The sequence below is a fragment of the Pseudomonas sp. 2995-1 genome (assembly GCF_002742505.1).
In the GTDB taxonomy this organism is placed as follows: Bacteria; Pseudomonadota; Gammaproteobacteria; order Pseudomonadales; family Pseudomonadaceae; genus Aquipseudomonas; species Aquipseudomonas sivasensis.
In genome coordinates this window covers 77,993-98,241 of sequence record NZ_LJSA01000432.1, presented here as the reverse complement: position 1 = coordinate 98,241, position 20,249 = coordinate 77,993, and the positions used below count along the sequence as shown (strand labels likewise).

The window sequence follows — 20,249 nt, the reverse complement described above, 5'->3', positions numbered from 1 at the left end:
ACCAGATCAAGAGAAGTCATGTTCAAGCGAAACACCAGAGCCCTGGGGGGCGCCGCCTTGTGCGGCGCCCTGCTGGTCAGCGGCTGCGCCAACCAGATGTCGCAACGCAGTGAGCACGAGGAACGGGTCGAGCGTAAGTTGCTCGACCACAGTCTGCAGATCGATGTAGGCGATCCCAAAGTGCTGGAACTGCCGCAACGCCGGGTTCGCATTCACGAGCAGAAGACTTTCGAGGTCACCGAATTCGAAGTCACCCGTCGCTACGACCGCTACACGCCTTACCAGCCCTGGCGCAAACTCTATGAGTTGCCCCTGGGTGCGGTGGCATTGGTGGCGGGCGCGGGTGCCAACGTGGCGAATATCTTCGCCCTCGGCAACCTGCCTACCAGCATGACCCACGACTGGCTGACTTACGGCGTGGACGGTATCAACCCGTTCATGAACGTGCAATCCCACGGCCGGGCGCAACAGAATCTGGCAGGTATCGATGAAGTCCAGCGTGACAAGCGCGTGGAGTATTCAAGCCTGCCCTGGAGCGAACGACCGGTGCAGGTCACCGCCGGCAAAAAGATCCACGAGCTGACCACCGACCGCAACGGCGTCCTGCGCCTGAACCTGTTGGACAGCCCGTTTGCCGAGCAAGACCTGAATCGCATCACGACGCTGAAGATCAGCGTGGAAGATGGCCAGGACGACGTACATTCGGACTCGACCCTGGCAATCAGCAGTACCTTGCGCGGCAAGTTGCTGGAAGCCCACGGCCTGATCTACGACGACCTGGAAGACGACGAAGTCAGCCAATGGGTGCACCGGGTCAAGCGTCTGTCGGAGCTGGGCTTAGAAGAAGAAGCCAGTGAACTGGAACAAAGCCTGATTGAGCTGACCCGAAATGATCCGGAGCTACAGCAGGAATTCCTGCAGGCGCTGACCAAGGACGCGGGGCGGTTAGTCGCAGATCCCGGAGCACGCTGAGACTTCGAAAACACTGTAGATCCAAATGTGGGAGGGGGCTTGCTCCCGATTGCGGTGCATCAGTCAGCTTATACGTAGCTGACCCACCGTTATCGGGAGCAAGCCCCCTCCCACATTTTGTTTCCGGTTTCTACCAAGAGAACTCTAACTGTTCGTGGCCGCCGCTTAGGTCCAGCAACCGCACGCCAATACCCAACAATCGCACCGGTTTATCACCACGATTAAACGCCTGGGTCATCAGCTGTTGATAACTCTCCAGATCCCGCCCTGCCCCCGCCTGCTCCAAGGTGGTCTGGGTAAAGTCGTGAAACTTCACCTTAACGAACGGTTTGCCCGCACGGTAACTGCTGTCGATGCGCGCCATGCGCCCGGCCAGGGTCTCCATCAGTTCAGGGAGTTTTTCCAGGCAGCTTGAGAGATCCGGCAGGTCCACGTCGTAGGTATTTTCCACACTGATCGATTGCCGACGATTGTCGTTCTGCACTGCGCGTTCATCGATCCCGCGAGCCAGGTTCCAGAGTCGCTCGCCAAAACTACCGAATTCCCGTACCAACGCCAGTTTGCTCCACTCGCGCAGTTGCAGGCAGTCTTCAATGCCCAAACGAGCCAGCTTGTCGGCCGTGACCTTGCCGACGCCGTGCAACTTGCTCACGCGTAACTGCGAGACAAAGTCTTCGACCTGGTCCGGGGTGATCACAAACAAGCCGTTGGGCTTTTTCCAGTCGCTGGCGATCTTGGCCAGGAATTTATTCGGGGCCACGCCGGCGGATACGGTGATGTGCAACTGGTTGGAGACCCGCCGACGAATGTCTTGGGCAATACGCGTGGCACTGCCGCCAAAATGCGGGCTGTCCGAGACGTCCAAGTAGGCTTCATCCAAGGACAATGGCTCAATCAAGTCGGTGTAGTCGCGAAAGATCGTCTGAATTTCCTTCGACGCTTCTTTATAAGCATCCATGCGCGGCTTGACGATGGTCAGGTCCGGGCAAAGCTTCAAGGCATGGCGCGACGACATGGCTGAGCGCACCCCGTACGCCCGCGCTTCGTAATTGCACGTAGCGATCACGCCCCTTCGGTCCGCCGAACCACCCACCGCCAGAGGCTTTTGCGCCAGGCTCGGGTTATCGCGCATCTCGATAGCGGCGTAGAAGCAATCACAGTCGACGTGGATGATTTTGCGCTGCGTCATATATAGAGGGGTGAAATCCTACGGGTGGGCAGTATCGCACTCGCACCTGTATATAGCACCAGTAGTTTGAATCTTCTGCCTAAGCGGTAGGAAATTTCACACATGGATTTATTTTTTCAATCGAAAACAGCATCCCGATAGACCCAAAACCCTTGCCCCGCCTGGCTCGCGCAGCCCCTACGAGGCTTTCTGGAGAGCTAACCGATTGAAGCACAAGCGCTTTTCTTCAACTCACAGGTTGACACACTCGTGATCCTCTGTAGAATGCCGACACACAGACGCGGGATGGAGCAGTCTGGTAGCTCGTCGGGCTCATAACCCGAAGGTCGTCGGTTCAAATCCGGCTCCCGCAACCAAACATCAAAAAAGGCTACTCGAAAGAGTGGCCTTTTTTGTGCGCGTGTGTTTTTCAAACCTGGATCGCGTGCACTTCATTACGAACGCTTCGCGCCCAACGCGGAGCAAGCCTGCTCACCACAAAAAGCCTTCTCAATCGAGAACTTAGGTTGCATGGGCGGTTAATTCACACTTATTTGCACCATCGGTTGATTAACGGTTGACACCTCGCCGCTTGGCTGTAGAATGCCGCCCACAGACGCGGGATGGAGCAGTCTGGTAGCTCGTCGGGCTCATAACCCGAAGGTCGTCGGTTCAAATCCGGCTCCCGCAACCAAACATCAAAAAAGGCTACTCGAAAGAGTGGCCTTTTTTGTGCGCGTGTGTTTTTCAAACCTGGATCGCGTGCACTTCATTACGAACGCTTCGCGCCCAACGCGGAGCAAGCCTGCTCACCACAAAAAGCCTTCTCAATCGAGAACTTAGGTTGCATGGGCGGTTAATTCACACTTATTTGCACCATCGGTTGATTAACGGTTGACACCTCGCCGCTTGGCTGTAGAATGCCGCCCACAGACGCGGGATGGAGCAGTCTGGTAGCTCGTCGGGCTCATAACCCGAAGGTCGTCGGTTCAAATCCGGCTCCCGCAACCAAACATCAAAAAAGGCTACTCGAAAGAGTGGCCTTTTTTGTATCCGGTGAAAAAGTTCTTCTGAAACAATGGGATGGCATCTTTCATGAAACCGTACACGGTTTGTAGAGTCCATCTCATCGCACGCTATGCTTACTCCTCTACGACCAAGGGCCGCTGTCGCCGCCCCCGGTGATACGCGTTAATATTTGTAATTATTTTGTCCATAGGGATTGGTAACTTGGCTGGATACCCCCATCCTGTCGCGCACAATCCACGAGGTGATTGATGCGCGCCAACTCGTCTGAACCACAAGACACCGTCACAGCAGAACAACCGATCACGCCTACCCGATTGCGTTGGCTGGATCTGATCAGCAAGTACCGGCAACCCCTCGGGCTGGCGGTCACCCTGTTGCTGTTCGCCATCGCCTTGATCGCTTGCCGCCACCTTCTGCTGGAACTCGACCTGTACGCACTTCACGACTCGATCCTGGAAGTGCCCAAACCTGCACTGCTGGGAGCATTTGCCGCGGGCGTCGCAGGGTTTGTCATTCTTCTCGGCTATGAGTTCTCCGGCGCACGCTATGCCGGCGTGAAGCTGCCCGCCAAGACACTGGCCCATGGCGGCTTCACCGCCTTTGCCATTGGCAATGCGATTGGCCTGTCGATGCTCTCCGGCGGCTCGGTGCGCTACCGTTTATATGCACGCCATGGCATCGGGGCCTCGGAAGTCGCCCATATGACTGTGTTCGCCAGCCTGGCCCTGGGCTGCGCCCTGCCCCCGCTGGCCGCACTCGCGACACTGAGCAACCTACCTGCAGCGTCGACCTACCTGCATCTGTCGCAAGGCCTGCTCGGCGCGATTGCCGGTGCCGTACTGCTGTTGTCGGCCGCGCTGTGTATCGGCATTTACCGCCGCCGCTTGCCGGAGCAACCTTACCCGGACAACCTGCTGGTCAAAGTCGGCCGTCGCACCCTGCGCCTGCCCGGCCGGCGCCTGACGCTCCTGCAATTGGTCATCACTGCCCTGGATGTCGCCGCCGCCGCCACTGTCCTCTATCTATTGCTGCCAGAAGCGCCGCCCTTCGGTCCATTCCTGCTGGTTTACCTGCTGGCCCTCGCCGCTGGCGTGCTCAGCCACGTACCGGGCGGAGTCGGGGTGTTCGAAGCGATCCTGCTCGCCGCGTTTGCAGACAAGCTCGGCGCCGCACCACTGGCCGCTGCCCTGCTGCTGTATCGCATGATCTACGTAGTGTTGCCGCTCCTGATCGCGTGCGTGTTCCTGCTGATCAATGAGGCGCAACGACTATTCCAGACCCAGCAGAGCCTGCGCGTGGCCTCAGGTCTGGCGGCGCCAGTGCTGGCCGTACTGGTTTTTTTGTCCGGCGTGGTCCTGCTGTTTTCAGGCGCCACGCCAGAGATCGACTCACGCCTGGAAAACATCGGCTTCCTGATTCCCCACCGCCTGATTGATGCCTCGCACTTTGGTGCCAGCCTGATAGGCGTACTGTGCCTGTTGCTGGCCCAGGGCCTGCGTCGACGTTTGTCGGCGGCCTGGATGCTGACCATGGTGCTGCTGCTGGTGGGCGCCCTGCTCTCGCTGCTCAAAGGCTTCGACTGGGAAGAAGCCAGCCTGATGACCATGACGGCGGTGCTGCTGGCGATCTTTCGCCGCTCGTTCTACCGCGCCAGCCGCCTGACAGAACTGCCGTTCTCACCGCTGTACCTGGTGTCCAGCGTCTGCGTGCTGGGTGCCTCGATCTGGCTGCTGCTGTTTGCCTATCAAGATGTGCCGTACAGCCATCAACTGTGGTGGCAGTTCACCCTCGATGCCAACGCCCCACGCGGCCTGCGCTCATTGCTGGGAGCCGCCGTGCTGCTGGTGATCGTATCGCTGACCTGGCTGCTGCGCACCGCCCGCCCGGTGATCCACTTGCCGACCCCAGATGAGCTGGAGCGCGCCTCGAAGATCCTGATGGCTTCGTCCCAACCCGACGGTGGCCTTGCGCTGACCGGTGACAAGGCGCTGCTGTTCCACCCCAACGACGAAGCCTTCCTGATGTATGCCCGTCGCGGCCGCAGCCTGGTGGCCTTGTACGACCCAATTGGACCGACCCAACCAAGGGCCGAGATGATTTGGCAGTTCCGCGACCTGTGCGACATCCACCACGCGCGTCCTGTGTTCTATCAGGTACGGGCAGAGAACCTGCCCTACTACATGGACATCGGCCTAACCGCGATCAAGCTGGGCGAAGAGGCGCGCGTCGACCTGAAACGCTTTGACCTGGAAGCCAAAGGCAAAGAGATGAAGGATCTGCGCTACACCTGGAACCGTGGCACCCGGGACGGTCTGTCCCTGGAGATCCATGAACCGGGTACGGCGCCGATGGATGAATTAAAAGTCATCTCGGACGCATGGCTTACCGGTAAGAATGTGCGCGAAAAAGGGTTTTCCCTGGGACGCTTCAGTGACGACTACCTCAAGCATTTTCGGATTGCGATCATTCGCTTCGAAGGACGCCCGGTAGCCTTCGCCAACTTGCTTGAGACTTACAATCACGACCTGGCCAGCCTCGACCTGATGCGCGCCCATCCGGATGCGCCCAAGTTGACCATGGAATTCATGATGGTCGGTCTGATTCAACACTATAAGAGTCACGGCTACGCCCGTTTCAGCCTCGGCATGGTGCCGTTGTCGGGCCTGCAACCGCGACGCGGCGCGCCACTGACCCAGCGTTTGGGTTCGATGGTGTTCCGTCGTGGCGAGCAACTGTATAACTTCCAAGGTTTGCGCCGCTTCAAAGATAAGTTCCAGCCAGACTGGGAACCCCGTTACATGGCCGTGCCCGCAGGACTTGATCCGCTGGTGGCACTGGCCGATACCGCCGCCCTGATCGCGGGTGGCTTGACTGGATTGGTGAAACGCTGATGATTCGACGCTCCTGGCGGTATGTATTGGCCTTTGTAGTGCTGCTGGCCCTGGTTCTGGGTGGCGGCTTTTGGTATTTGAAACGCCCTGCCCCGCAGCCGACCCTGGAGCAACTGCCCCAGGCCGATGGCTCGGTAATGACCCGCGTGACCCCGGCCGGCAACCCGAAAGCCCGTGTGGCCGTGGCGGTGATGGCCGACGAAACCCTGACCGATAGCCAGTTGTTAACCCTGAGCCAGGGTGGCAAAGCGCAGATCGTCCAGGTGGTCTTGCCAAAAGATGACTGCAAGCTGCAGGAACAAGCGCTGCAAAGCGCCTTGAGCCAGCTCAAGGGCCCAGCGACGCTGGTCAGCGGCATCGGCCCTGGCGCGGCGCTTGCCTGGCGCTGGCTGGCCACTCAGAACGACGACAAGGCCAATGCCATCTCTGTCGGCTTCGCTCTGGCGCAGGAAGGCTGCAAGGATCCGCTGCCGAAAACTGCAGAGCACGGCAACTGGCTGGTGGCGTGGAATGACAACCCTGACGACGAAAGCGCCAGTTTCGTACGCGATACACCACGCGCCACAACCAGCATCAGTGACTACGACATTCACTACCCGCAAGTACTGAACAACGAACTGCGCAAGCAACTGGTGGGTTCGGATAACGGTGGCCTGGCGATTCCCGTGGTGGAAGTCCCGGCAGGCCAGGCTAAGGACACCGTGACCCTGTTCCTCTCCGGGGACGGCGGCTGGCGGGACCTGGACCGCGACGTGGCCGGTGAAATGGCCAAGATCGGCTACCCAGTGGTCGGCATCGATACCCTGCGCTACTACTGGCAGCACAAGACGCCGGAACAAAGCGCCAAAGACCTGACCGAGCTGATGCAGCACTACCGGCAAAAGTGGGGCACCAAGCGCTTTGTGCTGACCGGCTATTCGTTCGGCGCCGACGTGTTGCCAGCAATCTATAACCGCATGCCGGAGAACGAGCAACAGCGCGTCGATGCGATCATCCTGCTGGCCTTCGCCCGCACCGGTAGCTTTGAGATCGAAGTGGAAGGCTGGCTGGGCAACGCCGGCAAAGAAGCCGCGACCGGCCCGGAAATGGCCAAGCTGCCGCCTGAGAAAGTGGTGTGCATCTACGGCGCCGAAGAAGTCGACGAGAGTGGCTGCACCGACAAGACCGCCGTGGGCGAGGCTGTGAAGCTGCCCGGCGGGCATCACTTCGATGAGAACTACCCGGCGCTGGCCAAGCGGTTGGTGGATATCATTGTCAAGCACCAGGCCAAAAGCGAATAACCCCAGGCCTTACACAAATCAAAATGTGGGAGGGGGCTTGCCCCCGATAGCGGTAGGTCAGTCACAGCATTGTTGACTGACACTCAGCTATCGGGGGCGAGCCCCCTCCCACAGTTGTTTTGCGGTGTTAATAAAATCTAGCGCGGTTCGATGTGGGCAATCATCAACTGCACGGTTTCATTCCCACGAAACTCGTTCACGTCCAGCTTGTAGGCCAACTCCACCCATCGCACGGTCGGATTCGGCCAGACCTCACGGTCCACGCCAAAGGCGATGCCATCGAGCTTCACTGACCCGCATTCGCTCTTGAGCACCACTTTCAGGTGCCGCTCCCCCACCACACGTTGCTCCACCAACTGAAACACCCCGTGAAACAGCGGCTCGGGGAAGTGCTGCCCCCAAGGACCGGCGTGCCGCAGGGCGCGGGCCAGCTCCAGGTGAAACTCCTCAACCGCCAGTGTGCCGTCGGACAACAGGCGACCGGTGAGGTCTTCTTCACGCAGTTGACGACGCACTTCGGCATCAAAAGCTTCGGCAAACAGAGGGAAATTCGCCTCTGGCAATGTCAGACCCGCCGCCATGGCATGGCCGCCGTACTTGGCGATCAGAGTGGGATGCTGGCTGGCGACCACCGCCAGCGCATCACGGATGTGAAAACCCGGCACAGAGCGCCCAGAGCCCTTAAGCAGGCCATCACCCGCATCGGCGAAGGCGATGGTCGGGCGAAAATAACGCTCTTTCATGCGTGACGCCAGAATGCCGATCACGCCTTGGTGCCATTCAGGGTCGAACAGGCACAGGCCATAGGGCATTGATTCCACCGGCAAGTCCTTGAGCTGGGCCAGAGCCTCGCGCTGCATACCTTGCTCGATGGATTTACGGTCCTGGTTCATGCCGTCCAGTTGCGCCGCCATTTCCCGCGCCGCCGCGAAATCCGTGGTGAGCAGGCATTCGATACCCAGGCTCATGTCGTCCAGGCGCCCGGCGGCGTTGAGCCGCGGCCCGAGAATAAAGCCTAGGTCGGTGGAGGTGATGCGCGCCGCATCGCGCTTGGCCACTTCAAGGATCGCCTTGATCCCAGGCCGTGCGCGACCTGCGCGGATACGCTCCAGGCCTTGGTGCACCAGGATGCGATTGTTGGCGTCCAGCGGCACCACGTCGGCGACACTGCCCAGGGCGACCAAGTCGAGCAGATCGCCGATATTCGGCTGCGGCTTGTTCGCGTACCAGCCCAGATCACGCAAGCGCGCGCGCAGCGCCATCAGCACGTAGAAAATCACGCCAACACCGGCCAACGCCTTGCTCGGAAACTCACAGCCCGGCTGGTTAGGATTGACGATGGCGTCTGCCGCCGGCAACTCGTCACCGGGCAAGTGGTGGTCGGTGACCAACACCTGCAACCCCGCCGCCTTCGCTGCGGCCACGCCTTCGACGCTGGAGATGCCGTTGTCCACGGTAATCAGCAACTGCGGCTCGCGCTGCAAGGCCACGGCAACAATCTCCGGCGTCAGGCCGTAGCCGTATTCGAAGCGATTGGGCACCAGGTAATCGACATGGGCGGCACCGAGCAAACGCAGGCCCAGGGTGCCTACAGTGCTGGCGGTGGCGCCATCGGCGTCGAAGTCACCAACGATGAGGATGCGTTGGCATTGCTCCAGGGCCGTCACCAAAAGGTCTACGGCGGCGTCGATGCCCTTGAGCTGTTGATAGGGAATCAAGCGCGCCAGGCTTTTATCCAGCTCGGCCTCGGACTGCACCCCGCGTGCGGCATAAAGACGGGTCAACAGCGGTGGCAGTTCACCGAGAAATGGCAGGACAGCGGGCAACGGACGAGGATCAATACGCATGGGGTGATGGGCGCTTCTCTTTGATACGACGGTTAAACGACAACGCTGAAGGCAACACGGGGCACATGTGGAAGGGGCAAGCCCTACCCGCAGTATTCAACCGCGCTCGCCGACCAGCCATTGCAGTTGCACTTCATGCTGGCCACGGTCATCAGTGACGAAGATCGTGCCTTCGCTGATCATCACGTCCCACTTGATTACGCGGGGCATGTCCTTGGCCAGAACCTCCAGAATCTCCTGGGGCACCGCAGCGATGTGTACGTTTTTCAGATTATTCGCCACCGGCACCACTTTGCCTTCCCACACACGCAGGCTGCCATAAGCCAGCAGGCTGGTACGTTCAGTACGGCGCGAGCACCAGGTCAGACGGTCGGCATCGGGCTGGCCGACTTCGATCCAGTGCAAAACCCGATCATCCAGGCTTTTTTCCCACAGGGCTGGTTCGTCTACATCTGACAGGCCACGACCGAATGCCAATTGCTCATTGTAAAAAAGGGCGTAGGCCAGCAGGCGCACGGTCATGCGCTCTTCAGTTTCCGAAGGATGGCGGGCGATGGTCTGTTTGACGCTCTCGTACACCGAACGGTCGAGGTCGGTGAGGTTGAGTTCGAATTTGTAGGTCGTGGACGGCTGGGCCATGAACGGGCTTCTAGAGACAGGGAAAGGCGGCCAGTCTAACTGATGGTGGTGCCATTCAACGAATCCTGCGCTGTTTCACGCTTATCCCTGGCCGCTCGCCTATGTTAAAAGGCATCACACACCCGCTCCGCGCAGACAAGGATCCCCATGTCGTTTAATGCCAAACCGCTTGCCGGCCTGAAAGTCATCGAACTCGGCACCCTGATCGCCGGCCCGTTCGCTTCGCGTATCTGCGCTGAATTTGGTGCAGAAGTGATCAAGGTCGAATCCCCGAATGGCGGCGATCCGCTGCGCAAATGGCGCAAGCTGTACGAGGGCACCTCGCTGTGGTGGTTCGTGCAGGCACGCAACAAAAAATCCCTGACGCTGAACCTAAAGCACCCGGACGGTCTGGAGATTCTCAAGCAACTCCTGACGGACGCCGACATTCTCATCGAGAACTTTCGCCCCGGTGTACTGGAGAAGCTCGGCCTGAGCTGGGAAACCCTGCACGCGCTGAACCCGAAACTGGTGATGGTGCGCCTCTCGGGCTTTGGCCAGACCGGACCGATGAAAGACCAGCCGGGGTTTGGTGCCGTCGGTGAATCCATGGGCGGGCTGCGTTACATCACCGGTTTCGAGGACCGCCCGCCAGTGCGCACAGGGATTTCCATTGGCGACTCCATCGCTGCGTTGTGGGCAGTAATCGGTGCATTGATGGCGCTGCGTCATCGCGAAGTGAATGGCGGCGTAGGCCAAGTGGTGGATGTGGCGCTGTATGAAGCTATCTTCGCCATGATGGAAAGCATGATTCCTGAGTTTGACGTGTTCGGATTCATCCGTGAGCGCACCGGCAACATCATGCCCGGCATTACACCGTCGTCGATCCATACCAGCGCGGACGGCAAGCATGTGCAGATCGGCGCAAATGGGGATGCAATCTTCAAACGGTTTATGAGTGCCATTGGCCGTGAAGACCTGGCGAATGATGCGCAGTTGGCGAGCAATGACGGGCGCGATACCCGTCGTGATGAGCTGTATGGCGTGATTGATCGTTGGGTCAATTCGCTGTCACTGGAGCAGGTGGTGGAGCAACTGAACAAGGCCGAGGTACCCGCCAGCCGGATCTACAGCGCCGAGGACATGCTTGGCGATCCGCAATTCCTGGCGCGGGAGATGTTCCTCAAGGCGCAACTGCCAGGCGGCAAGGACTTTAAGATGCCGGGCATCGTGCCCAAGCTGTCGGACACGCCCGGGAGCTGCGAGTGGGTCGGGCCGCAGTTGGGCGAGCACACCAACGTGCTGCTTAACGAGCTGGGTTACGACGCGGCCGCGATCACCCGGCTACGTGAACAAGGCGCGATCTGATGGCGCACTCGCAATAATGGCGCGGCGTTGGCTCCTGGGTGTTTGTGCACCGTTGCTCGGGCTTCTGCCGCTGTCTGCCAAGGCAGCGGACACCTTGACCTGGTTAATCCGCGACCTGCCCCCGATGACCATCCTCGACGGCCCGCAAAAGGGCCAGGGCGTCATCGACGAATTGCTGCCGATGCTGATGGAGCGCCTGCCCGAGTACCAACACAAGATTTTGCACGTTAACCGTGCACGCGGCCTGCAGATACTTCAGACCCCCGCACTGACCTGCGACCCCACCATGCTATGGACCGCAGAACGGGCCAAGTGGGTGGTGTATTCGCGCCCGGCTTTTTCCATGGTCAGTAATGGGGTGGTGGTACGTCAGGACCGCCGTGACGTGCTCGCGCCGCTTGTCGCACAGCAAAGGGTGGACCTCGCGGCGCTCCTGCTGGATAAGCGCGCACGCCTGGGCGTGGTGGCCGAGCGCAGCTACGGGACGCTCATCGATGAAATGCTGGACCAAACGGATGCGCCCACCCGCGTGCTGCACTACGGAAACGACGCCCTGGGCAGCCTGCTGCAAATGCAGCGATTGGGTCGCCTGGAAGCCGTGCTGGGCTACTGGACTGAAATTCGCTATCACGCCCTGCGCCAGGGGATTGATCCGCTGACCTTGGCGTTCTATCCGATTGCTGGCGTCATGCCCTACCAACGTGTGCATATCGGCTGCTCCGATACGCCTGAGGGCCACCAGGCAATTGAACACATCAACCAAGTGTTGAACGCGCTGCCCCAGGCTCAACTACTGCACGCCTATGCCGCCTGGCTCGACCCTGCGCTGCGCGCGCAATATCTGACCGACCATGTCCAGTTTTACCAAGACGCGACTACGCCCTGACAAATCGCGGGCAAAAAGAAACCCCGAAGCGTGGGGAGACACTTCAGGGTTAAACGTGGCCAACAAAGACCAGTACAGCAAGCCACAAACACCGGAGCACAATGTTTGCTCTTGCTGTTACAAAATCTGACCGGCCATGCCGTAGGAAGTTTCCATCGATGAACAATTCTTCATGCGCGGGCAATGCCACGGGTCTGGGCGGCATTGCGTAAGGCGGCGATGACCGAGGGTTCCAATCGGCCTTCTGCAATTTTGATGTCACGCAGCAGGCAGTCCACTACGTCCACCAGCACGCGTTTATCCATCAATTGAGCACGGTCAACTTCACGCTCGACCACAATAGCGCCAGTAGGATTCTTTACTGTCACCAAGCACTCGTCCTGAACACCCGCAGTGGTCAGCGTAACCTGATAAGGGGTCAGTGCTTCTTCGAGCAATAGGCTGATACTTTCCATCTCGATCACCACTCAATAGTTCGGGAACAATCGTTTCAACGGGAACTGCATCTATCCTAAGTGACTGGTTATGACGTAGGAAAGTTCGCTTTTTCGTATTTACGGGGGTTACCGGGGGATGAGGTTTCCAGCATGCGCTTGCAATATGACAAGCAAAAAACGGCGACACATAAATGCTTGCGCAATGGGCGGTGGTTTGGGGTTTGGCCGGGCGCTATCGCAGGTCGCCCCTTTACTTAATGAGCGCTGCCAAAAAACAAAAAACGCCGCTGACCCAGCAAGGGAAAGCGGCGTTTTTGTGTACGCGGTCTGCCTTACAACGGCTTACCACGATTGCCGTGCTGGCTGACGAACGCCTGCACTGCTTTCAAGTCATTGGCCAACACCGTGCAACGCTCTTCGCGCTCGAACAGGTCGGTCAAGTGCACCGGCAGCTCCAACGCCTTGCCGACACCGGCTTTCTCCACCGCTTCCGGGAATTTGACCGGGTGCGCGGTACCGAGGATCACCATTGGAATATCCAGGCTGCGACGGCATTCGCGGGCGGCCTTCACTCCGATGGCGGTGTGCGGGTCGAGCAGTTCGCCGGTCTGGGCATAGACTTCGGCGATGGTCTCGCAGGTCTGTGCATCGTCCACGGCCAGGGAGTCAAAGAGCTTGCGGGTTTCGGTCCAGCGCTCCTCATCAACGCTGAAACCGCCGCCGCTCTTGAAGGTGTCCATCAAGCCGGCAATCGCCGAACCGTTGCGACCGTGCATGTCGAACAGCAGGCGTTCGAAGTTCGACGAGACCATGATGTCCATGGAAGGCGACAGGGTAGCGCGCAGGGTTTCCTTGACGTACTGATTGCCGCTCATGAAGCGGTGCAGGATGTCGTTGCGGTTGGTGGCGACGATCAACTGATTGATCGGCAGGCCCATGTTACGCGCCAGGTAACCGGCGAAGATATCGCCGAAGTTGCCGGTCGGCACCGAGAACGACACCGAACGCGCCGGGCCGCCCAACTGTAGGGATGCGTGGAAGTAGTAAACGATCTGGGCCATGATCCGCGCCCAGTTGATCGAGTTCACCGCGACCAGGCGGGTGCCCTTGAGGAAGCTCTGGTCAGCGAAGCTGTTCTTGACCATTTCCTGGCAGTCATCGAAGTTGCCTTCGATGGCGATGTTGTGGATGTTCTCGCCAAAGATGGTGGTCATCTGACGGCGCTGAACTTCCGACACACGCTTGTGCGGGTGCAGGATGAAGATGTCGACGTTTTCGCAGTGCTTGCAGCCTTCGATGGCGGCCGAACCGGTATCACCGGAGGTAGCGCCGATGATCACAACGCGCTCGCCGCGCTTCTCCAACACATAATCCAACAGGCGACCGAGCAGTTGCAGGGCAAAGTCCTTGAACGCCAGAGTCGGGCCGTGGAACAGTTCCAGCACCCACTCATTGCCGTTCAGTTGGCGCAACGGAGCGATGGCGCTGTGGGAAAACACGCCGTATGTTTCTTCCAAAATCTTCTTGAAGTCCGCATCTGGAATACTGCCGGTGACGAATGGACGCATCACTCGGAACGCCAGTTCGTGGTACGGCAGCCCGGCCCAGGAGGCGATTTCTTCCTGAGTGAAGCGTGGCAGGTTTTCCGGCACGTACAGGCCGCCGTCAGTGGCAAGGCCTGCCAGCAAAACGTCTTCGAAATTCAGGGCCGGTGCCTGGCCGCGGGTGCTGATGTAACGCATGACTGGCTCCTCTAAAACATTCTCGAACAGAGGCCGCCGAACGCGCGGGGCCCCTGGAACAATCGGTTAGTTCAGGTGTTCAACACGAATACGAACGACCGGGCCGACAACGCCTTGCAAGGCTTCCAGCGCGGTGATGGCGTCGTTGATGTGCTGCTCAAGCACGCGGTGGGTCAGCAGGATCATCGGCACCTGGCCATTTTGCTCCTCGACTTCCTTCTGCATGATCGACTCGATGTTGATACCGCGCTCCGACAGGATGCTGGCGACCTGGGCCAACACGCCCGGATGATCCTTGGCCTGGATGCGCAGGTAGTAGGCACTTTCGCACGCTTCGATAGGCAGGATCGGGTGGGCCGACAGTGAATCAGGCTGGAAGGCCAGGTGCGGGACGCGGTTTTCCGGGTCGCTGGTCATGGCGCGAACCACGTCTACCAAGTCGGCGATCACCGAGGAAGCGGTCGGCTCCATACCAGCGCCGGCGCCGTAGAACAGCGTGGAACCCGCAGCGTCACCGTTGACCATCACTGCGTTCATCACGCCGTTGACGTTGGCGATCAGGCGATCGGCGGGGATCAGCGTCGGGTGCACACGCAGCTCGATACCAGCCGGGGTGCTGCGCGCTACGCCAAGATGCTTGATGCGGTAGCCCAGGGCTTCGGCGTAGTTCACGTCGGCCGTGGTCAGCTTGGTGATGCCTTCGGTGTAGGCCTTGTCGAACTGCAGCGGGATACCAAAGGCGATGGACGCCAGGATGGTCAGCTTGTGGGCCGCGTCGATCCCTTCCACGTCGAAAGTCGGGTCGGCTTCGGCGTAACCCAGAGCCTGGGCTTCTGCCAGCACGTCTTCGAAGGTACGGCCCTTCTCACGCATTTCGGTGAGAATGAAGTTACCGGTGCCGTTGATGATGCCGGCCACCCAGTTGATACGGTTGGCGGACAAGCCTTCACGGATCGCCTTGATCACCGGGATACCACCGGCTACTGCGGCTTCGAACGCTACGATCACGCCCTTCTCACGCGCCTTGGCGAAGATCTCGTTGCCGTGCACGGCGATCAGCGCCTTGTTGGCAGTGACCACGTGCTTGCCGTTCTCGATGGCTTTGAGCACCAGCTCACGGGCAACGGTATAGCCGCCTACCAGCTCGATGACGATATCGATCTCCGGATTGGTGGCCACGGCGAAGACATCGTTGGTAATCGCAATACCGGTCGTTTCGAACTGAGGCTTTGGCGAACGCGTGGCAATTTGCGCCACTTCAATCCCGCGCCCTGCACGGCGGGAAATTTCTTCAGCATTACGCTGAAGTACGTTGAAGGTGCCGCCACCGACGGTCCCTAAACCACAGATGCCTACTTTGACCGGTTTCACTGAAGAACTCCCCATGAAACGGCCGACGCTAGGTCGGCCGTGGAAAACAGCCGCACAACTGCGGCTTTCAATTAATGACCCGTCGACTGATCAACGAGCCATGATCGTCAAAGGTTCGACGATGCTGGTTTATTTGGCACTCAGCGCCAGTTTGGCAACTTGTGGCGCCGGCTGGTAGCCCGGAATAACCTGGCCGTCAGCCAAAACGATAGCCGGTGTACCGTTCACGCCAATGGACTGGCCCAATGCGAACTGCTTGGAGACCGGATTGGCGCACTTGGCAGCCTTGATTTCCTTTCCGTCGACCATCTTGTCCATGGCCGCTTTCTTGTCGGCCGAGCACCAGACCGCCTGCAATTGTTCGTCACCCGGCGAACCCAGGCCCTGACGCGGAAACGCTACGTAGCGCACTTCCACACCCAGCTTGTTCAACGCAGGCACTTCGGCGTGCAGCTTATGGCAGTACGGACAGGTGGTGTCCGTAAACACGGTAATGTGAGTCTTGGTCTCGCCGATGGCCGGGTACACCACAGTTTCGGCCACCGGAATGCCATTGATCAATTTGGACACGCCCAGACGCTCGGCTTTCTCAGTCAGGTTGACCGGCTTGCCGTCTTTCAACTGGAACAGGTAACCCTGGACGATGTACTGGCCATCGGCACTGGCGTACAACACGCGGCTACCCTTGAGCTTGACTTCATACAGGCCGGCCATCGGGCTGGCGCTGATGCTTTCGATCGGGGTATCAAGTTGCAGGTTGGCCAGGCTCTTGCGGATGGTCTGCTCGGCAGCATCATCGGCGACGGCAAAGGTGGAAACCAACGCAATGGCTGCGGCGGCAATAATCTGGGTCAAGCGCATGGGAACTCCTGAAGGCAGATGTAGGGACGGGAAGGAACACCGCTGTCTCTGTAGACACGGGTCGGGACCGTCACCTTTGCTAACCGACAAAGCCTACCACAGTTGGGCCGCAGGGCAGCCCGCGGCGGGATAAATTGGCGGTTTTCAGCCTCGCGGGTGGTGCTTGGCGTGCATATCCTGCAATCGCGCACGCGCCACATGGGTGTAGATCTGGGTGGTGGATAAGTCGCTGTGCCCGAGCAGCATTTGCACCACGCGTAAATCCGCACCGTGGTTGAGCAAATGGGTGGCAAATGCATGGCGTAGCGTGTGGGGAGACAGGCTCTTGCCAATTCCGGCGACCTTGGCCTGGTGCTTGATGCGATGCCAGAAAGTCTGGCGGGTCATTTGCTCACCGCGCAGGCTGGGAAACAGCACATCGCTGGGGCGCCCACCGAGCAATTCGCCACGGGCATCGCGCATATAACGCTCGACCCACACAATCGCCTCCTCCCCCATCGGCACCAGCCGCTCCTTACTGCCCTTGCCCATCACACGCAGCACGCCCTGACGCAGGTTAACCTGCTCCAGGGTCAGGCTGATCAGCTCGGTAACCCGCAGCCCGCATGCGTACAACACTTCGAGCATCGCGCGGTCACGCTGGCCGATGGCTTCGCTCAGGTCAGGGGCGGCGAGCAAGGCGTCGACGTCGGCTTCCGATAGGGATTTGGGCAATGGCCTGCCCAGTTGCGGCATGTCGACCTGCAAGGTCGGGTCCAGGGCAATCAGCTTTTCTCGCAGCAGATAGCGATAAAAGCCACGTACACCAGATAGAAAACGTGCAGTGGAGCGCGGCTTGTAATTCTGATCCAGGCGCCAGGCCAAGTGATCGAGGATCAGCTCACGGCCAGCGCTGACCAGCTCAAGGTTATTCTCCTGCAGCCAGCCGTTGAACAGCGCCAGGTCACTGCGGTAAGCCTGGCGAGTGTTATCCGAAAGGCCTTTTTCCAGCCAGAGGGCGTCGAGGAAGCGGTCGATCAGGGGGTGGTCGATAGCAGGCATGAGGGCTCGAAGCAGAAAAGAATAGGGGGATGCTACCGCATGTAGAAGTCGGCTTGCCGGCTCCTACAAAAGGATGTTTCAGTTTGCAAATCCCGGCAGCACAGGTACTGGGCGCTTGTCCGCATCAATCGCGACAAAGCTGAACACGCCCTGGATCGCCTTTTCACGTCCATCGGCACTCATGCTCTCGACGAACACTTCAACCTCAACCTTGAGACTGGTGTTGCCGACCTTGATCACACGGCCGATCAGCTCAACGATGGAACCCGCCGGGATCGCATGATTGAAGTCGATGCGGTCGGTAGAAACCGTCACCAACGGCAAACGGCAAAAACGCGTGGCGGTGATGAACGATACTTCATCCATCCAGGCCAGTGCAGTGCCGCCGAACAAGGTGTTGTGGTGGTTGGTCGTCGGCGGGAATACAGCCTTGGTCACATGGGTGACAGAGAGGTCAGTACGGCGCTGAATTTCTTCGAGGCGAGTAGTCATGGGCAAATACCGGAAAATGGACAAATTTCAGGCACAAAAAAGCAGCCCGTAGGCTGCTTTTTTCTGCATCGGAAAGCTGGACTTAAGCCAGTTTTTCCTTGATGCGAGCTGCTTTACCGGACAGGTCACGCAGGTAGTACAGCTTGGCTTTACGTACGTCACCGCGACGCTTAACGGCCATGCTGTCGATTTGCGGGCTGTAGGTCTGGAAAGTACGCTCTACGCCAACACCGTTGGAGATTTTACGAACAGTGAAAGCACTGTTCACACCACGGTTACGCTTGGCGATTACCACGCCTTCGAACGCTTGCAGACGCGAACGGTCGCCTTCCTTCACTTTCACCTGAACGACAATAGTGTCGCCCGGGGCAAAGGTAGGGATCTCTTTGGTCATCTGCTCTGCTTCGAGTGCAAGGATGATTTTGTTAGTCATGCTGTGCTCCTAAGGTAAGTCAATGGACCTACCATCGATACGTTGTTAACTATCGTCCCGCGCGAGGATGTATTCCTCGAGCAGCTTCTTCTCTTCTCCAGAAAGCGAGCGGCTTTCCAGAAGATCGGCGCGTCGTTCATAGGTCCGACCAAGGGACTGCTGTAAACGCCAACGCCGGATGTGTGCGTGATTGCCACTTAGCAATACGTCGGGAACACGCTGATCCGCATACACCTCCGGACGGGTGTAGTGCGGGCAATCCAGCAAACCATCCGTGAAGGAATCTTCCTCCGCGGAGTCCGCATGCCCTAAAGCTCCAGGCAGCAGTCGTGTAACCGCATCTATCAGGACCATCGCCGGCAGCTCGCCGCCAGACAGGACATAGTCCCCAATCGACCACTCTTCATCGACATGAGCCTCAATAAAGCGCTCGTCAATGCCTTCATAGCGACCGGCAATCAGGATTAATGCTTCCTCATTCGCCAGTTCGCGTACCGCCGCCTGTTTCAGCTGACGGCCTTGAGGGGACAGGTAAATTACCTTCGCCTTCTCCCCAGCAGCTGCCTTGGCCTGAACCAACGCGTCTTCCAGGGGCTTGATCTTCATCACCATGCCCGGGCCACCGCCAAATGGGCGATCGTCCACAGTGTGATGTCGATCCGTCGTGTAGTCTCGCGGGTTCCAACAGGTGAGCTGCAACAGCCCCTGTTTCACCGCCCGACTGGTGATGCCGTACTCGCTGATGGCGGAGAACATCTCGGGAAACAAACTGATCACTTCAATGCGCAAATTAGCCACGCTTAGAAGTCCGCGTCCCATTCCACCTTCATCTCGCCCGCTGCCAGGTCAACAGCCAACACGCATTGCTCCGTATAGGGCAACAAGCGTTCGCGATCATCCAGGCTGCCAGCACAAGGCTTGACCACCATTACATCATTGGCGCCGGTTTCCAGAAGATGATCGATTTTCCCGAACAATTGCCCGAGTTGATCAATAACCTTCAGACCTTCCAGCTGGTACCAGTAGTACTCGCCGTCGGTCAATTCAGGGAACAGGTTGCGCGGCACGCAGATCTCATAACCAGCCAGAAGACGAGCTTCTTCACGATCATCAAGACCCTTGAGCTTCGCGACCAGGAACTTATCGCTCCCACGCCCACTGACCAGCTCGACCTGTTTCACACTACCTTCGCGCTTGAGCGTCCAGGTTTTGTACTGCAACAGGTTTTCTGTCGGATCAGTAAAGGAATACACCTTCACTTCGCCGCGAACGCCATGAACAGAATAAATCTTGCCGATAACGATCAAATCATCAGCAACAGCTGGCGTCGCGTTCATATTGCTCAGGCTGCGGCCTTAGCCGAGTCCTTCAACAGTTTTGCAACGCGCTCGGATGGCTGTGCGCCAACGCTCAGCCAGTAGGCTACGCGCTCTTGGTTCACGGACAGACGAACTTCTTGACCACGAGCAACAGGGTTGAAGAAACCAACCTGTTCTTTGTGCGAACCGTCGCGCGGGTTGCGGCTGTCGGTTACGGTCAAGTGGTAAAACGGGCGCTTTTTGGAGCCGCCGAGGGCAAGACGGATTGTTAGCATGTGAAGATCGTTCCTGTAGTCGGTGCTGCAAATCTAAATGCACAGCGGGCATAGGTGCCCGAAAGGCCGCATATTCTAAGGAATATCCGGACTTTTGCAAATGTCTTTTTCTGGCGCCTATCAGCGTGCCATTCAGATCTGCTATAGAGCCGTCGTTTAAAACGGCAGGTCAGCCCCCGCCAACGGCGGGTTTGCTGGAGATCCCACATCCCTGTGGGT

At 58.8% G+C, this 20,249-nt stretch carries 18 protein-coding genes and 3 tRNA genes; 8 read left to right on the top strand and 13 right to left on the bottom strand.

Annotated elements, in window-relative coordinates; all coding sequences use genetic code 11:
* Window positions 1-18: 18 nt before the first annotated feature.
* Window positions 19-972, top strand: coding sequence for a hypothetical protein (locus AOA61_RS22350; RefSeq protein WP_099602739.1), 954 nt, complete (start codon window positions 19-21; stop codon window positions 970-972).
* A 130-nt stretch (window positions 973-1,102) separates the two neighbouring features.
* On the opposite strand, the gene dinB is transcribed toward AOA61_RS22350, so the two are convergent.
* Window positions 1,103-2,161 (bottom strand): DNA polymerase IV, encoded by a 1,059-nt coding sequence (gene dinB, locus AOA61_RS22345; protein ID WP_032890809.1) that lies wholly within the window; start codon window positions 2,159-2,161, stop codon window positions 1,103-1,105.
* A gap of 279 nt (window positions 2,162-2,440) precedes the next feature.
* Between dinB and AOA61_RS22340 the strand changes: the two genes are divergently transcribed.
* The 5 genes from AOA61_RS22340 to AOA61_RS22320 all read left to right on the top strand — a co-directional run bounded on the left by AOA61_RS22340 (window position 2,441) and on the right by AOA61_RS22320 (window position 7,340).
* Window positions 2,441-2,517: transfer RNA gene (locus AOA61_RS22340), tRNA-Met, on the top strand.
* 240 nt (window positions 2,518-2,757) lie between these two features.
* Window positions 2,758-2,834, top strand: a tRNA-Met gene (locus tag AOA61_RS22335).
* A 240-nt stretch (window positions 2,835-3,074) separates the two neighbouring features.
* Window positions 3,075-3,151, top strand: a tRNA-Met gene (locus AOA61_RS22330).
* 266 nt (window positions 3,152-3,417) lie between these two features.
* Window positions 3,418-6,060 carry a bifunctional lysylphosphatidylglycerol flippase/synthetase MprF gene (gene mprF, locus AOA61_RS22325; protein ID WP_032890807.1) on the top strand — a complete coding sequence of 881 codons (2,643 nt, stop codon included), beginning with the start codon at window positions 3,418-3,420 and terminating at the stop codon, window positions 6,058-6,060.
* Window positions 6,060-7,340, top strand: coding sequence for a virulence factor family protein (locus AOA61_RS22320; RefSeq protein WP_095185797.1), 1,281 nt, complete (start codon window positions 6,060-6,062; stop codon window positions 7,338-7,340). Before mprF ends, AOA61_RS22320 begins: the two co-directional genes overlap by 1 nt.
* Window positions 7,341-7,477: 137 nt before the next feature.
* On the opposite strand, the gene recJ is transcribed toward AOA61_RS22320, so the two are convergent.
* Together recJ and AOA61_RS22310 are read right to left on the bottom strand one after the other, a co-directional pair.
* Window positions 7,478-9,187, bottom strand: a complete 1,710-nt coding sequence (gene recJ, locus AOA61_RS22315; protein WP_099602738.1) for a single-stranded-DNA-specific exonuclease RecJ — start codon at window positions 9,185-9,187, stop codon at window positions 7,478-7,480.
* A gap of 96 nt (window positions 9,188-9,283) precedes the next feature.
* Window positions 9,284-9,826 carry a YaeQ family protein gene (locus tag AOA61_RS22310; RefSeq protein ID WP_032890801.1) on the bottom strand — a complete coding sequence of 181 codons (543 nt, stop codon included), beginning with the start codon at window positions 9,824-9,826 and terminating at the stop codon, window positions 9,284-9,286.
* A gap of 147 nt (window positions 9,827-9,973) precedes the next feature.
* Here AOA61_RS22310 and AOA61_RS22305 point away from each other — a divergent pair, with 147 nt between their 5' ends.
* Entirely contained in the window at window positions 9,974-11,173 is a 1,200-nt protein-coding gene (locus AOA61_RS22305; protein ID WP_099602737.1) for a CaiB/BaiF CoA-transferase family protein, read from the top strand.
* Between the two features lie 16 nt (window positions 11,174-11,189).
* A complete protein-coding gene (locus AOA61_RS22300; protein WP_099602736.1) occupies window positions 11,190-12,059 on the top strand; it encodes a TIGR02285 family protein in 870 nt (289 codons plus the stop codon).
* A gap of 170 nt (window positions 12,060-12,229) precedes the next feature.
* Here the strand turns inward: AOA61_RS22300 and AOA61_RS22295 are convergent, their stop codons facing one another.
* The 10 genes from AOA61_RS22295 to rpsP all read right to left on the bottom strand — a co-directional run bounded on the left by AOA61_RS22295 (window position 12,230) and on the right by rpsP (window position 20,030).
* A complete protein-coding gene (locus AOA61_RS22295; protein WP_032890795.1) occupies window positions 12,230-12,514 on the bottom strand; it encodes a DUF3509 domain-containing protein in 285 nt (94 codons plus the stop codon).
* A gap of 314 nt (window positions 12,515-12,828) precedes the next feature.
* Window positions 12,829-14,238: a threonine synthase gene (gene thrC / locus AOA61_RS22290; RefSeq protein ID WP_099602735.1), complete on the bottom strand. Its 1,410-nt coding sequence runs from the start codon at window positions 14,236-14,238 to the stop codon at window positions 12,829-12,831.
* A gap of 66 nt (window positions 14,239-14,304) precedes the next feature.
* On the bottom strand, window positions 14,305-15,609 hold the full coding sequence (locus AOA61_RS22285; RefSeq protein ID WP_032890791.1) for a homoserine dehydrogenase: 1,305 nt from the start codon (window positions 15,607-15,609) through the stop codon (window positions 14,305-14,307).
* 129 nt (window positions 15,610-15,738) lie between these two features.
* The gene (locus AOA61_RS22280; RefSeq protein WP_003175893.1) at window positions 15,739-16,470 is read right to left on the bottom strand and encodes a thioredoxin fold domain-containing protein; all 732 of its coding nucleotides are present in this window, start codon (window positions 16,468-16,470) and stop codon (window positions 15,739-15,741) included.
* Window positions 16,471-16,614: 144 nt separating this feature from the next.
* Window positions 16,615-17,511, bottom strand: a complete 897-nt coding sequence (gene xerD / locus AOA61_RS22275; protein WP_032890789.1) for a site-specific tyrosine recombinase XerD — start codon at window positions 17,509-17,511, stop codon at window positions 16,615-16,617.
* A gap of 78 nt (window positions 17,512-17,589) precedes the next feature.
* Window positions 17,590-18,003, bottom strand: coding sequence for an acyl-CoA thioesterase (locus tag AOA61_RS22270; RefSeq protein ID WP_032890787.1), 414 nt, complete (start codon window positions 18,001-18,003; stop codon window positions 17,590-17,592).
* Between the two features lie 82 nt (window positions 18,004-18,085).
* Window positions 18,086-18,436 (bottom strand): 50S ribosomal protein L19, encoded by a 351-nt coding sequence (rplS, locus tag AOA61_RS22265; RefSeq protein ID WP_003175895.1) that lies wholly within the window; start codon window positions 18,434-18,436, stop codon window positions 18,086-18,088.
* A 45-nt stretch (window positions 18,437-18,481) separates the two neighbouring features.
* Window positions 18,482-19,255, bottom strand: a complete 774-nt coding sequence (trmD, locus tag AOA61_RS22260) for a tRNA (guanosine(37)-N1)-methyltransferase TrmD (RefSeq protein WP_024077235.1) — start codon at window positions 19,253-19,255, stop codon at window positions 18,482-18,484.
* Window positions 19,237-19,773: a ribosome maturation factor RimM gene (gene rimM / locus AOA61_RS22255; RefSeq protein WP_053135622.1), complete on the bottom strand. Its 537-nt coding sequence runs from the start codon at window positions 19,771-19,773 to the stop codon at window positions 19,237-19,239. Before rimM ends, trmD begins: the two co-directional genes overlap by 19 nt.
* Before the next feature lie 5 nt (window positions 19,774-19,778).
* A complete protein-coding gene (gene rpsP, locus AOA61_RS22250) occupies window positions 19,779-20,030 on the bottom strand; it encodes a 30S ribosomal protein S16 (protein ID WP_003175899.1) in 252 nt (83 codons plus the stop codon).
* Window positions 20,031-20,249: the final 219 nt, after the last annotated feature.

Bases quoted from the DNA above. Each gene is read 5' to 3' on its own strand.
- AOA61_RS22350 (WP_099602739.1), top strand. From the start codon at position 19: ATGTTCAAGCGAAACACCAGAGCCCTGGGGGGCGCCGCCTTGTGCGGC.
- dinB (WP_032890809.1), bottom strand. From the start codon at position 2,161: ATGACGCAGCGCAAAATCATCCACGTCGACTGTGATTGCTTCTACGCC.
- mprF (WP_032890807.1), top strand. From the start codon at position 3,418: ATGCGCGCCAACTCGTCTGAACCACAAGACACCGTCACAGCAGAACAA.
- AOA61_RS22320 (WP_095185797.1), top strand. From the start codon at position 6,060: ATGATTCGACGCTCCTGGCGGTATGTATTGGCCTTTGTAGTGCTGCTG.
- recJ (WP_099602738.1), bottom strand. From the start codon at position 9,187: ATGCGTATTGATCCTCGTCCGTTGCCCGCTGTCCTGCCATTTCTCGGT.
- AOA61_RS22310 (WP_032890801.1), bottom strand. From the start codon at position 9,826: ATGGCCCAGCCGTCCACGACCTACAAATTCGAACTCAACCTCACCGAC.
- AOA61_RS22305 (WP_099602737.1), top strand. From the start codon at position 9,974: ATGTCGTTTAATGCCAAACCGCTTGCCGGCCTGAAAGTCATCGAACTC.
- AOA61_RS22300 (WP_099602736.1), top strand. From the start codon at position 11,190: ATGGCGCGGCGTTGGCTCCTGGGTGTTTGTGCACCGTTGCTCGGGCTT.
- AOA61_RS22295 (WP_032890795.1), bottom strand. From the start codon at position 12,514: ATGGAAAGTATCAGCCTATTGCTCGAAGAAGCACTGACCCCTTATCAG.
- thrC (WP_099602735.1), bottom strand. From the start codon at position 14,238: ATGCGTTACATCAGCACCCGCGGCCAGGCACCGGCCCTGAATTTCGAA.
- AOA61_RS22280 (WP_003175893.1), bottom strand. From the start codon at position 16,470: ATGCGCTTGACCCAGATTATTGCCGCCGCAGCCATTGCGTTGGTTTCC.
- xerD (WP_032890789.1), bottom strand. From the start codon at position 17,511: ATGCCTGCTATCGACCACCCCCTGATCGACCGCTTCCTCGACGCCCTC.
- AOA61_RS22270 (WP_032890787.1), bottom strand. From the start codon at position 18,003: ATGACTACTCGCCTCGAAGAAATTCAGCGCCGTACTGACCTCTCTGTC.
- rplS (WP_003175895.1), bottom strand. From the start codon at position 18,436: ATGACTAACAAAATCATCCTTGCACTCGAAGCAGAGCAGATGACCAAA.
- trmD (WP_024077235.1), bottom strand. From the start codon at position 19,255: ATGGGACGCGGACTTCTAAGCGTGGCTAATTTGCGCATTGAAGTGATC.
- rimM (WP_053135622.1), bottom strand. From the start codon at position 19,773: ATGAACGCGACGCCAGCTGTTGCTGATGATTTGATCGTTATCGGCAAG.
- rpsP (WP_003175899.1), bottom strand. From the start codon at position 20,030: ATGCTAACAATCCGTCTTGCCCTCGGCGGCTCCAAAAAGCGCCCGTTT.